Origin of the sequence: Faecalibacter rhinopitheci, assembly GCF_015234135.1 — a bacterium.
GTDB classification, from domain to species: domain Bacteria; phylum Bacteroidota; class Bacteroidia; order Flavobacteriales; family Weeksellaceae; genus Empedobacter; species Empedobacter rhinopitheci.
Genome location: NZ_JADGIK010000007.1, coordinates 39,255 through 52,748 on the forward strand (window position 1 = coordinate 39,255; position 13,494 = coordinate 52,748).

The 13,494-nt window shown below is 33.1% G+C and carries 11 protein-coding genes; 3 read left to right on the forward strand and 8 right to left on the reverse strand.

Annotated features, from left to right (window positions below):
- Nucleotides 1-67 precede the first annotated feature (67 nt).
- Entirely contained in the window at nucleotides 68-994 is a 927-nt protein-coding gene (locus IM532_RS10840; protein WP_194183474.1) for a UDP-3-O-(3-hydroxymyristoyl)glucosamine N-acyltransferase, read from the reverse strand.
- Nucleotides 995-1,081: 87 nt separating this feature from the next.
- The gene (locus tag IM532_RS10845) at nucleotides 1,082-1,870 is read right to left on the reverse strand and encodes an META domain-containing protein (protein ID WP_194183475.1); all 789 of its coding nucleotides are present in this window, start codon (nucleotides 1,868-1,870) and stop codon (nucleotides 1,082-1,084) included.
- A gap of 233 nt (nucleotides 1,871-2,103) precedes the next feature.
- On the opposite strand from IM532_RS10845, the gene dnaG reads away from it, so the two are divergent.
- Nucleotides 2,104-4,038 (forward strand): DNA primase, encoded by a 1,935-nt coding sequence (dnaG, locus tag IM532_RS10850; protein ID WP_194183476.1) that lies wholly within the window; start codon nucleotides 2,104-2,106, stop codon nucleotides 4,036-4,038.
- 223 nt (nucleotides 4,039-4,261) lie between these two features.
- Complete coding sequence (locus IM532_RS10855) at nucleotides 4,262-4,756, forward strand: septal ring lytic transglycosylase RlpA family protein (protein ID WP_194183477.1); 495 nt, start codon at nucleotides 4,262-4,264, stop codon at nucleotides 4,754-4,756.
- Between the two features lie 67 nt (nucleotides 4,757-4,823).
- On the opposite strand, the gene IM532_RS10860 is transcribed toward IM532_RS10855, so the two are convergent.
- From IM532_RS10860 to IM532_RS10885, 6 genes are all read right to left on the reverse strand, one after another.
- On the reverse strand, nucleotides 4,824-5,150 hold the full coding sequence (locus IM532_RS10860; protein ID WP_194183478.1) for a hypothetical protein: 327 nt from the start codon (nucleotides 5,148-5,150) through the stop codon (nucleotides 4,824-4,826).
- A gap of 112 nt (nucleotides 5,151-5,262) precedes the next feature.
- Nucleotides 5,263-6,309 (reverse strand): CaiB/BaiF CoA transferase family protein, encoded by a 1,047-nt coding sequence (locus IM532_RS10865; protein WP_194183479.1) that lies wholly within the window; start codon nucleotides 6,307-6,309, stop codon nucleotides 5,263-5,265.
- Between the two features lie 117 nt (nucleotides 6,310-6,426).
- On the reverse strand, nucleotides 6,427-7,575 hold the full coding sequence (locus IM532_RS10870) for an acyl-CoA dehydrogenase family protein (RefSeq protein WP_194183480.1): 1,149 nt from the start codon (nucleotides 7,573-7,575) through the stop codon (nucleotides 6,427-6,429).
- A gap of 30 nt (nucleotides 7,576-7,605) precedes the next feature.
- Nucleotides 7,606-9,753 carry a 3-hydroxyacyl-CoA dehydrogenase NAD-binding domain-containing protein gene (locus IM532_RS10875; protein ID WP_194183481.1) on the reverse strand — a complete coding sequence of 716 codons (2,148 nt, stop codon included), beginning with the start codon at nucleotides 9,751-9,753 and terminating at the stop codon, nucleotides 7,606-7,608.
- A gap of 17 nt (nucleotides 9,754-9,770) precedes the next feature.
- Nucleotides 9,771-10,976: an acetyl-CoA C-acetyltransferase gene (locus tag IM532_RS10880; protein ID WP_194183482.1), complete on the reverse strand. Its 1,206-nt coding sequence runs from the start codon at nucleotides 10,974-10,976 to the stop codon at nucleotides 9,771-9,773.
- 37 nt (nucleotides 10,977-11,013) lie between these two features.
- The gene (locus IM532_RS10885; protein WP_194183483.1) at nucleotides 11,014-11,649 is read right to left on the reverse strand and encodes a TetR/AcrR family transcriptional regulator; all 636 of its coding nucleotides are present in this window, start codon (nucleotides 11,647-11,649) and stop codon (nucleotides 11,014-11,016) included.
- Between the two features lie 245 nt (nucleotides 11,650-11,894).
- Here IM532_RS10885 and IM532_RS10890 point away from each other — a divergent pair, with 245 nt between their 5' ends.
- The gene (locus tag IM532_RS10890; RefSeq protein WP_194183484.1) at nucleotides 11,895-13,490 is read left to right on the forward strand and encodes an acyl-CoA carboxylase subunit beta; all 1,596 of its coding nucleotides are present in this window, start codon (nucleotides 11,895-11,897) and stop codon (nucleotides 13,488-13,490) included.
- Nucleotides 13,491-13,494 lie beyond the last annotated feature (4 nt).

Consider the following 13,494-nt stretch of genomic DNA (forward strand, 5'->3'; position numbering starts at 1 on the left):
CATACTAAATCAGGGAAGACATTTATCACAAAAAAACCAGCCTGATGGCTGGTTTAAATTAAATATATTATTTTTTATTATAATCTTTAACCAATAGATCAGTGACTGCCATCTTTTTATATAAAGAGCGAGCCTCTTGTGCTGGATAACCAAAATAAGTTTTGCTCCCTTCTAAAGATTTGCTTACACCTGCTTGCGCAAGTAATACAGATTTTGCACCTATTGTTACACCACTTGTAATACCTACTTGTCCCCAAATAGAAACACTATCTTCTACAATAACACATCCTGCAATACCAACTTGAGAAGCAATTAAACAATCTTTACCTATAATTGTATCATGCCCAATCTGAATAAGATTATCCATAATTGTACCTTCTCCAATAATTGTTGAAGCAGAAACTCCTCTATCGATTGTACAATTCGCACCAATTTCTACACGATCTTCTATAATTACATTCCCTACAGATTTTAAACGATCAAAACCTGTATCTCTATGTTTATAATAAAAAGCATCTGCTCCTAAAACTGTTCCTGAACGAATAATTACATTATCTCCTATAATTGAATAATCATTAATTGAAACATTAGAATGAATAACACAATTCTTTCCAATTTTCACATGGTTACCAATAAATGCTCCTGGTTGTATAATTGTACCTTCTCCTATTTCAGCTGTTTCGCTTATCGATTTATTTGCTTCTTGGAATGGTAAAAAATATTGACCTATTTTCACGAAATCGCGAAAAGGATCATCAGATATAATTAATGCCTTACCAACAGGACATTCAACTTCTTTATTAATTAAAACAATAGTTGCTGCAGATTCTAAAGCTTTATCGTAATACTTAGGATGATCAACAAAAACAATATCACCTGCTTCAACTCGGTGTATTTCATTAATTCCATGTACAGGAAAACCAGCATCTCCTACATACTTTGCTCCTATAATAGAAGCAACTTCTTCTAAATGATATATTCTTGGAAATTTCATTTCTTATTTGAATTATAAAACAAATATATGAAATAAAAAAAAGCCGTTCTAATAAGAACGACTATAGAATTATTTATTCTATTATAATTATCTTGGTTGTTTTAAGTTCCCAAAAACCATCGTTTTTACGCCAGAAGCATATAAAACTAACTTTCCGTTTTCTATTTGATAACTATCAACCGCATTAAAACGATCATTAAATGCAAATTCGTCTACTCCATCACAAGCCATACGTGTTGTTGCAATATTTCCCATTTTAATTGTTTTCCCAATCGCTACATAAGCACCTGTCAAATTATTACAACCATTGGATCCTGAAATTTGGCCATTTTGGAAAGTTACAGTTGGTTTTTTATTTGGAAAACGTTGATCTAATGTTTTTGCACTTCTATCTTTTGCTATAAATTCTTCTAATACCCAACTTCCATTTAATGTAGTTGGTCTTACAAAACGCATTACAGCGACATCACCTTTGATTAATGTTAATGTATTATCACTAATTGAATAATTTAATTTTCCTTTCAACTTTGAGTTAAACGCATAATCATTTACACCATCACATGCTTTCATTGTAGAAATTAAATTTCCAAATGAGATTGTTTTTCCTTCCACATTAATTGGTCCATTTATACTATTACATCCGTCCGATGCATTTACTAATTTTTCTGAAACAAAATTTATGTAAGGTGCTCCCATTGGGAAGTTTTCTGCTAATGATTTTCCATCATTAGTCGCTATATAGTCTAATTCCCATTTTCCTGTTAAAGAATTTGAAGTAGCACTATTATCAATCGAAGGTAATGTAGTAGAGCAAGATGTAGTAAATGCTGTTGCTAAAATTCCAACAAACATCATTCTGAAAAGTGTTTTTCTCATTGTTTTTCTATTTAAGATAGTGTAGTAATACCAATATTGTACCAAAAAAATATTCATCTATGAATCCTGTTCAAAATCAACTTATTTGAATTCAATAAAATTAATAAAACGATTATAAATCAAATCTGACTTTAATTCATTTTAATAAATTAATTTTGCAGGAAATAATCTTAAATCACAGATTTAGAAAAACATTTTTTTTAAAAAAAATCTGAAAATTAAAAACAATCACATTGATTTCAAAAAGTACAATAGATACCATATTTAATACAGCTCGAGTAGAAGAAGTTGTAGGAGATTTTGTGCAATTAAAACGTGCCGGTAGTAATTTTAAAGGACTTTCGCCTTTTACAGAGGAAAGAACACCTTCCTTTGTCGTATCTCCTGCAAAACAAATTTGGAAGGATTTCTCCACAGGTAAAGGAGGAAATGTGGTGTCTTTTATTATGGAATTGGAACAATTTACGTATCCTGAAGCGTTGCGTTGGTTGGCCAAAAGATATAATATTGAAATTGATGAAGAGAAAGAATTTTCGCCTGAGCAAATGCAGGCCGAAAAGACTAAAGAAAGCCTGTTTATATTAACAGAGTTCGCTAAAAAATTCTACACAAACCAATTACACGACACCGAAGAAGGACAAATGATAGGTTTGTCATATTTTAAAGAACGTGGCTTCTCTAACGAAATAATTAAAAAATTTGAATTAGGTTATTCTTTAAATAAATGGGATGCATTTGCCGAATTTGCTGAACAAAAAGGTTATTCTAAAGAATTATTGCAAACTTCAGGATTAGTTACTTATAAAGAAGATGGAAAACGTTTCGATAAATTCAGAGAACGTGTTATCTTTCCTATTTACAGTTTTTCTGGTCGTGCGATAGGTTTTGGTGGTCGCATATTACGCAACGATGCGAAAGCTGCGAAATATTTAAATTCTTCAGAGAATGAAATCTATTTTAAAAGTAAAACGCTTTATGGACTATTCCAATCGAAGCAAGCTATACTTAAGCAAAACGAATGTTTCTTAGTAGAAGGCTATACTGATGTACTTTCTATGCATCAATCCGGAATTGAAAACGTTGTGGCTAGTTCTGGTACTGCTTTAACAAAAGATCAAATTCGAATTATCAAACGCCTTACATCAAATATTACTGTAATGTATGATGGTGATGCAGCCGGGATTAGAGCCTCTTTTCGTGGAATTGATTTAATTTTAGAACAAGAATTAAATGTAAAAGTTCTTTTATTTCCTGATGGAGAAGATCCTGATTCATTTGCGCGTAAACATTCTGCTTCAGAAATCAGTGATTATATTAAAGAAAACTCAACTGACTTTATCAAGTTTAAAGCTAAATTATTATTAGATGAAGCTAAAAATGATCCTGTAAAGAAAACTGAGTTAATTCGAGAAATCATCCAATCTATTGCGCTTATTCCTAGTCTAATTCAACGCGAATTATATGTTATGGAAACGGCCACTATTATGGATATTCGCGAGGAAGTTTTATTTAAATATTTAGCACAAATTTTAAATAAAGGGGAAAAAACTTTTGAAACAACAGAAGGAAATAAAAAGGAGCGTTTTACTATAGTTCCTTCTAAATCTGCAAAAGAAGTTGTTAATCAAATTCAAGTCGTTGAAGAAGAAATTATTCGATTGATTATGCAATTCGGTAATCTAGAGGTTTCTTTATTAGATGACGAAAAAAATCCTTACAAAACGACTGTAATAGAAGAAATCATCAACCAGTTAGAACATAATGAACTTGAATTATCAAATCCTTTTTATCAAAAAATTATTGATGATGTAAAAATTGGTTTACAAAATGAAGAATTAAGAACTGGTGACTTTTATGCCAGATTAATGGATAGTGATATATCTCAAACTGCCACCTCTATGATGATTGATAATTATGCCATCAGTGAAAACTGGTTGAATAAACAAGGAATTAGTACCAAAAGTATTGAAGATTGTATAGAAAAGGACTTATTTGATGTGATGCTACGCTTTAAAACTATTTATATTGAAGATGAAATCAAAAAATTAATGGATATCTCTCGTTCACCTGATTTTTTTGGAGATGCAAGAAATGATATTATGAAAAAAGTAATGGATTTGACCAAAATGAAAATATTCTTAAATTCCCACTTGGATCGAATTATATAGCTAATCAACTAATAATCTTAAAGTTATATTAATTTGTAAATTAAATTCACAATTTTTTTAGCAAAGGCATTTTTTTTTAACTTATATTTAACAAACACTCTTACAAGCTGTTATCAGCGAGATTAAGACTTATAATGCATGTATAAATAATTAGTTTTCATAATTCAGCTATTTTTTTGAGAATCCTTTATTAAATTAGAATAATAATCAGAAAATCTAAAGGATGAAACAAAGCATTTTTGCATTATTTATAATGCTAATGATAACACCAATAGCAAAAGCTGAAATTAACAAAAACAGTGAATCAAACGAACCTATTATAGGTTTAATGATCAATAAATCGACATCAGAAAGTTCTTTAAAAAACATTAAAGTTGTTGATGAAAACACAAACGAAGAAATTTTTAATGCTGTAGAAAGCGCTAAAAACAAAATTTCTGGAATGGTATCTTGGTATTCAGATAAATTCCATGGTTTAAAAACTTCAAGTGGAGAACTATATAATAAACAAGAATTAACAGCAGCACATAAAACTTTGCCCTTTGGCACTAAAGTAAAAGTTACTAATGTGAAGAATGGAAAATCAGTCGTTGTTAAAATAAATGATAGAGGTCCTCATTCAAAATCAAGAGTATTAGATTTAAGCAAAGCTGCATTTAACGAAATAGGATCTATAAATTCTGGTGTATTAAATGTTGAAATGGAAGTCGTAAAATAATACGATTTTAGATATTACTATTTAAAGGATAAAATTATTTAATAATTTTATCCTTTTTTTGTATTATTTAAGGCTTCCCCTTATATAAAGGATGTTTTTTACCTTTATCGTGATGATTCTTTTTCTTTACAGCCTTCATTTTAACCTTTTTATGAGGCTTATTATGACCAGGTGCATATCTCTTGGCTGACTTATCTCCATAAATTTTCTTTTTATGCCCAGGAGGTAATGGTTTCTTCTTATGGATTTTTGCTTTAGGGTGGCTTCTTTGTTTATGTACATGCCCCGACTTTCCATTCCTATCCATTCCTGGAATGCTTGTACTACTACTACATGCAATAGAAAAGCAACTTATTATAATAACTAGAAATAAAGATGTAAACTTGTTTAGCATTTTTTTCATAACGGCAAATATAACTTATTAAATGTATTTTCAATAACCTTACCAAAAACTAAATAAGTTATTTAATATTAAATTCTTAACATTTATCTCATCCATTTTTTTTTTATCCAATAGATCTGATTCCAAGGTTAAATCCAATAATATGCTTTCCATCTTCAGTATATTTATAACTATTTTTTTCAACAAAATGTGGATGAGATAATGTTTCTTCAAATTCTAAGACAGGTGAAAAACATATTTCTGTATTTTTAAAATATTCTATCCATTCATCTCTTGTTTTTGTTAAAAATAAATCGATTAATTCATATCGGATATCTTGACGATGAATTAACGTCATTATATTCTCTGATTTCCACTCTTCACGACCTAATTTAGTACAGAGATTTTGCCAAAACTTATCTTCTAATCCTGCTAAAACGACAAACTTGTCATCTTTAGTTTTATAATACGAATAATGGGGTAATTTACCACTTAAAATATCAAATGCTTGCGCTTTTTCATTGTACCAAATTGGCGGCGCTAATAAAGCATTCATCGGCAAAGTAGCTTCAGTAATCGAAATATCAAACCAATCTCCTTTATTAGTTTTTGATCGTTGAATAATTCCTAACAAAACCGAATTAATAATTTGTTCTGTTCCTCCATATAAATCCGCGATTTGAAACGAAGGCATCGTAATATTTCCATCCGCATTTTTATTATTAGCCAATAAACCGGAATACGCCATAAAATTGAGATCGTGACCAGCCAAATGCGCATAAGGTCCAGATTGACCATAAGAAGTACACGAAACATAAATTAATTTTGGATTCATTGCTTTTAAAGTCTCATAATCAAAACCTAATGTTTGCATTGTTCCTGGACGAAAAGTTTCGATTAATACATCAACTTCTTTTACCAATTCATAAATATCATTTCTTCCTTCTTCTGTTTCGTATTGAATTTGACGAACTTCTTTTCCTTTGTTTACCATCAGATAAGAAACTGATATTCCATCTTCAAAGGGTGGAATTAATCGTGTTAATTCAGGTTTATTTGGATGTTCTATTTTTATTACTTCCGCGCCCATTTGCATCAATTGTTTAGTTGCCATTGGACCTGGAAGTAACCTCGAAAAATCGAGAATTTTAATACCGTTTAGTATATTCATCATTAAGAGTTTTAAATAATAAAAAAAAGTAGCATTCAGAAATCAAGCTTCCGTTTGCTACTTTCACACTTTCTGATTTCACCATAAAAAATCAAGAAATATCTACATAAATATCTTTTAGTATACTTTTCCGAACTGAACGTCGTCAACCACTACTTTCGCTATGATTTCACGCATAATTTCTGAAGATCCGCCATAGATTGTTCCAACACGAGCATCACGGAAATAACGAGCAATTGGATAATCTTCCATATATCCTGCTCCACCGTGCATTTGTAAACATCCAGCCACCACTTCATTTTGTAACTCTGTTGCTTTTAATTTACACATTGAGGCTTGTTTAATGGCATATTCTCCGTTCATAAAACGCCAACACGTTTCATAAGTTAAAGAACGTATACACTCTAAATCCGTACAGTAATCGGCTAAACGATGACGTAAAACTTGGAAGTAAGCAATTGGACGACCAAATGCTTTACGGTTTTTCATAAACTCTAACGTTTCAGCAATAATCGTATCCATTGCACCAATCGCCATAATTGCGCAACATAAACGTTCTAATTGGAAAGACTCCATTACATAATAGAATCCCATTCCTTCATTTCCAACTAAATTAGATGTTGGAATTTTCACATCTTGGAAGAAGATTTCTGCCGTATCAGACGAATGTAAACCGATTTTATTTAATTTATTACGCGTAATTCCAGGTGCATCTCCATCAATTACGATAATATCAAAACCAGCTTCCGTCTTACATAATGTTAAGAAATAATCTGCCGAACATCCACTAGTAATGTAGGTTTTAGAACCATTGATAATGTAATGATCACCTTCTTTCTTTGCAAAAGTTGTAATTCCTTGTACATCTGAACCTGCATTTGGCTCTGTAAAAGCAATTGCACCTAAAATATCACCCGCAATAGATGGCACTAAGTATTTTTGTTTTAATTCTTCTGAACCAATGTTGTTAATATGATTTGTTGCCATGTATGAGTGTACTGAAAAACCTCCTAACAAACCAGCGTTTCCGGCTCTTGCCATTTCTTCCATTAAGATCACAGAATAGAAGAAATCAACTTTTGAACCTCCGTACTTTTCATCGTACATTAAACCTAAGAATCCCATATCTCCCATCTCTTTCCAAACTGATTTAGGAACTTGACGCTCTTCTTCCCATTGGTCGAAAAATGGTTTCTTTTTATTAATATATTCAATTACCGATTGACGAAATAATTCGTGGTCTTCGTTAAAATAAAGTGATTTCATTTTTTTGTGGTTTTGTGTGTTTATATAAACTTATTTTTTAATCCAATTTTGTGTATTTCCTGTATAGAATTTAAAATCTTGTACGGCTAAATCGCGTAGTGATTGAGGCACTTCCCATTGCTTTCCGTTCGGTAAGAAACGATCACAATCGGCAATGAATTGTTGAATTCCGACCATATCGATGTAAGAGAAAACTCCTCCCGTTTGAGATGCAAATCCTAATCCTAACATCGATCCGATATCTCCGTCTAACGTCGTATTTAAAACGCCTTCTTCTAAACAACGGTAGCTGTCTAAAGCCATGGCGTGCATTAATCGTTTCGCGATATCTTCGTTCGAAACCATTTGTTCTTCTTTAACCTCAACAAATTCGTTTTTCCAAAGGACTTTCTTTCCTCCTTCTGGGTAATCGTAGAAACCTTTTCCTACTTTTTTCCCTAAACGACCTGAATCGGCCATTTTTTGGAAGAAATCTTTTAATTGTTTTTCGTTGTCGTTTAACGATTCTTTTTGAGCAATTACACGTAGAATTAATTCAATTGAAACCTCATCCATTACAGCTAAAGGTCCAATTGCCATTCCGGCTTGTTTGGCTACATTTTCGATGGTTTGAGGATTAATTCCTTCCAACACCATTGCTGCTGCTTCAAAATTGTAGAATCCAAACACGCGAGACGTAAAAAATCCGTGCGAATCGTTCACTACAATTGGCACTTTTCCGATTTGTGTAACATAATCTATCGCGTGAGCTAAAGTTTCATCAGACGTTTGTTTACCTACAATAATTTCTACCAATGGCATTTTATCTACAGGCGAAAAGAAGTGAATACCAATGAATTTTTCTGGATTAACCGAAGCTTCCGCTAAACGAGAAATTGGCAATGTTGATGTATTAGAAGCGAAAAAACCGTCCGATTTAATCATTGGCTCACTTTCTTTCGTCACAATAGCTTTTAATTGAGGGTCTTCAAATACAGCCTCGATGATTAGATCACAATCTTTTAAATCATCTACATTCGCTGTAGGTAAAATTTTATGTAATAACGCATCTGCTTTTTCTTGCGTTGAACGACCTTTTGCAATCGCACCTTTCAATAAATTTTCAGAATACGCTTTTCCTTTTTCTGCATTTTCAACCGAAACATCTTTTAAAACAACATCCATTCCTGCTTTTGCAGAAACATAAGCAATTCCGGCACCCATCATCCCGGCACCTAAAATCCCTAATTTTTGAGTGGCTTTCTTTTCAAAACCTTTTGGTTTTGATTTTCCTTTTTTCGCATCGTTAATTCCGAAAAATCCTGTACGAATAATATTTGTCGTTACATCCGAATACAAAGCTTTTGTAAAATAACGCGCCTCGATTTCTAACGCACGATTCATTGGTAAATCGATACTATCGTGTAAAGCTTGTAACGCGTAATTTAAACCTGGATAATTTCCGTGTGAATTTTTACGTAAGTTACCGATTGATCCCACCATGGTCATATATCCTGTTGGCGTTTTTAAACCACCTCCTGGAATTTTATGTTTTGGATTCGACCAAGGTTGTTCCACTTGTGGATTAGCCAAAATAAACTCTTTTCCTTTTTCTAATAATTCTTCTGGTGTTTCAACAATTTCGTCAATTAAACCTTCTTTTAAAGCATCAGCTGGACGGAACGTTTGTCCTTGTAAAACTATTTTAGCTGTTTTCTCTAATCCGAATAAACGAGATAATTTAATGGTACCTCCACCACCTGGGAATAATCCTAATTTGGCTTCTGGTAATCCGATTTGGTAAGAACCTGCTAATGCAATACGACGATTATTCATTAACGATAATTCGTATCCACCACCTAAACAGTTTCCGTTAATTAAAACCACCATCGGTTTTTTGAATTCTTCTAATTTTAATGATTGTTCGTGGAAACTTAATAAATCTTTTAAAAACGCTTCTGCATCACCAGGTTTATTCAATAGTAAATTGATGTCTGCTCCTGCCATAAATTCTGGACGAGCCGAACGTAAAATTGAACCTTTAACTTCTGGTTTTGCTAATTCAGCTTGTAAAGTTTCGAAGTATAATTTTAAGAAATCGCTTACAAACATATTGAAAGGATAATCTTTCATATCCATTGTGATGATTACGATTCCATTTTCATCTGTTTCTAATGTAAAATATTGATTAGTTGTCATTTCAGTTTCATTTAAAGTTAAACACGTTCGATAATCGTTGTGATACCCATTCCACCACCTATACAAAGCGTAACTAGACCTGTTTGTAAATCGCGGCGTTCTAACTCATCGATTAATGTTCCCATCAACATACAACCTGTAGCTCCAAGTGGATGTCCCATGGCGATCGCTCCACCATTGACATTGACTTTGTCGTGGTGTACATTTAACTTATCCATTAAATACATTGGAATCGCAGCGAAAGCTTCGTTCACTTCAAATAAATCAATATCATTAATGTTCATTCCTGCATTTTTCAGCGCTAATTTAGTTGCTGGAACCGGACCTGTTAACATAATGGTTGGATCAGTTCCTACCATTGCCATCGAAACAATTTTTGCTCTTGGCGTTAAACCAGCTGCTTTTCCTCCTTCTTCGTTTCCGATGATTGCCACTGCAGCACCGTCGACAATAGCCGAAGAATTTCCTGGATGATGAACGTGATTAATTTCTGAAACTTCTGGGTAACGATTGATGGCTACAGCATCAAATCCTCCCATTTTTCCCATCATTTCGAATGATGGATTTAATTTTGCTAATGACTCTAATGAAGATTCACGTACATTTTCATCGTACGTTAAAATATCAAATCCATTAATATCTTTTACGGGAATTCTCGATTTGAAATAGCAGTTCTTTTCTGCATTCATCGCTCTTCTGTGCGACTCTAAAGCAAAAGCATCTAAATCTTGACGAGAATAACCTTCTCTTGTTGCAATTAAATCAGCTGAAACCCCTTGTGGAATAAACATACCGTACAATGCAGCCGCAGGATCTACTGCCATTGCTCCACCATCAGCACCCATTGGTACTAGCGACATACTTTCTACTCCACCTGCTAATACTAAATTTTTATACCCTGATTTTGTATAAGCCGCTGCCTGATTGATCGCCTCTAATCCTGATCCACAGAATCGGTTTAACGTATATCCGCATAAGTGATCGCCGTAATTCGAAACTTGAGCAATTGTTTTGGCAATATTTGCGCCTTGATCCATTACCTGAGAAACACAACCTAACATTAGGTCTTCAACTAATTTTGGATCTAAATTTTTATAGTCTTTTAAATGCGTTAAAAGCTGTGCTCCTAATTGTGTCGGAGTAATTGGAAGTAAGGCTCCATTTTTGTTTCCTTTACCTCTCACAGTTCTTACTGCATCATAGATATAAGCATTTTTACTCATTTTTATTTTTTTGTGGTTTTGTTTTGATTGTGATGATTTATTGGATGGATTCTAAATCCTGTACCAATACTTTTCGAAGCGTTTTAAATCCTTTTTCTGTTAATAAAGGATAAATCACATTCCATAACATTAATCGTAATTCTTTCGAATTCACATGATTTGTTCCTTCTAAAACGCGTGTGCGTTCGATGGAAAAATTGAACAATGTCCAACAGATTTCAGCCACTTTAATGTAATGCCCTTTAATTCTTTCAGGCTTCATATTTTCAGTAGCCACTGTATATTCCATTGCCGAATGCACGTAATTGATTAAGAATTTGGCGTAACGCCCTTGTAAACGACCAATCGTTGGATGATTTCTTTCGATATTGGTTGAATCCAAATAGAAAAACCGGTATTTGTAATTCAAATCAATTAATGGCTCTAATTGATCATTCAGTGTTTGAAAACGTGGCAACTCTTTCACTTTACGTAAAACTTGCTTACGTTCTTCCAACATATTTCTGAACAATGCTGAAATAATGTATGACTTATTCTTATAGTGATAAGCCAAATTTCCTAAACTCATTTCACAAGCTGAAGCAATATCTCTTAATGTTACTTCGCTTTCACCTCTCGTATTAAACAACTCTAATGCGTTGTATAAAATATTATCCTTCGTATTCCTTGACATCTTTATTATTTCAAGCACAACAATATTAGTAATTCTGTTCTAATTTAAAAAGAATTATTTGATTTTTTTGAAACTTTGTCCTAATTAAATAACAAAAGATTTACTTTATTTATTCTTTGTATTTCAACTATTTACATTTAAAATTTTTAAAATTTTATTTGTGAATCAAAAATATTTTTTAGTATGTTTGTTCTAACTTAGTACAACATTACTAAAATTAAATTTTAAACAAAACCACAAAAAATATGATCTTTCAAACTAAAATCAATACGAAAGCTGAACAGTACCTAAAGAACAAAGAAGGTATGCTTGAGCTTTTGAAAAAACTTGATCTTCACCTGGAAGAAAGCCGTTTTCAAGGTGCTGAAAAGCATATTCAACGCGCCAAAGACAAAGGAAAATTATTAGCCAGAGAACGTGTCGAGTTATTATTAGACAAAGACAGTTTCTTTTTAGAACTTTTACCCTTAATCGGATTAGAAGGAAAAGGATTCGGACCTGGAGGAACTTCAGTTGCCGGAATTGGTTTAGTCTCTGGAAGATTATGTATGATTACGTCTAACGTAGCAACGAACAAAGGTGGAGCTATTGATTATGCCACGTTAAGAAAATCTATTCGTATTGGAGAAATCGCAATGGAAAACGGATTACCAACTATTAATTTAGTAGAGAGTGCTGGGGCCAATTTACCAGAACAAGAAAAAATCTTCAACTTCGGTGGAACGACATTCCGTGATATTACAAGACGATCAAAAGCAGGTTTCCCAACGATTTCGGTTGTTTTCGGAAATGCAACGGCTGGTGGAGCTTATGTTCCTGGAATGTCGGATTATGCCATTTTCGTGAAAGATCAAGCCAAAGTATTCTTAGCTGGTCCTCCATTAGTAAAAATGGCGACAAAAGAAGTAGTTGATGACGAAAGTTTAGGAGGTGCTGCAATGCATTCTAAAATTTCTGGTGTTTCTGATTATTTAGCAGAAGACGAAGTAGATGGAATCCGTATTGCACGTGAAATCGTTCAATTTATTCGTCCAGCGGATGAAATGCAACCGGATAAATGTGCAGTTGTTGAACCATTATACGATCCGAATGAGATTTTAGGTATCATCAGTCCAGATATTAAAGTTCCTTACGATTGCCGCGAATTAATTGCGCGTATCGTAGATGGGTCTGAATTCTCTGAATTTAAACCAGAATACGGAAATACATTAGTGACAGGTTGGGCACACATCAACGGATACAAAATCGGTATCATCGGAAATAATGGAGTTCTTTTCTCTGAATCGGCGAACAAAGGTGCGCAATTCATTCAGTTATGTAATCAATCCAATGTTCCTTTATTGTTCTTACAGAATATTACAGGATTTATGGTTGGTCGTAAATATGAAGAAGAAGGAATCATTAAAAACGGTTCAAAATTAATCAATGCAGTTTCTAATTGTGAAACACCAACAATTACAATTATGGTTGGATCTTCTTACGGCGCAGGAAACTACGCGATGAATGGTCAATCGTACCAACCTCGTTTCTTATTTACGTATCCAAACTCGAAAATCGCCGTAATGGGACCTGAACAGTTAGCAGGTGTGATGGATATTATCCAACGTGAAGCGGCTGAGAAAACAGGAAAACCATACGACGAAGAGCAAGCGAAAATGATGCAACAGTTTATGATTATGGAAGCGGAGAAAAAATCAAATGCTTGGTTTGCGACGAGCGAACAATTTGATGATGGAATCATTAATCCAGTGGAAACACGCAACTACTTAAAAATTTGTATGAAAGTCATCCACAACAAAGCATTTAATGCTTCAGGTAAATTTGGAATCTTCCGTATGTAATTTA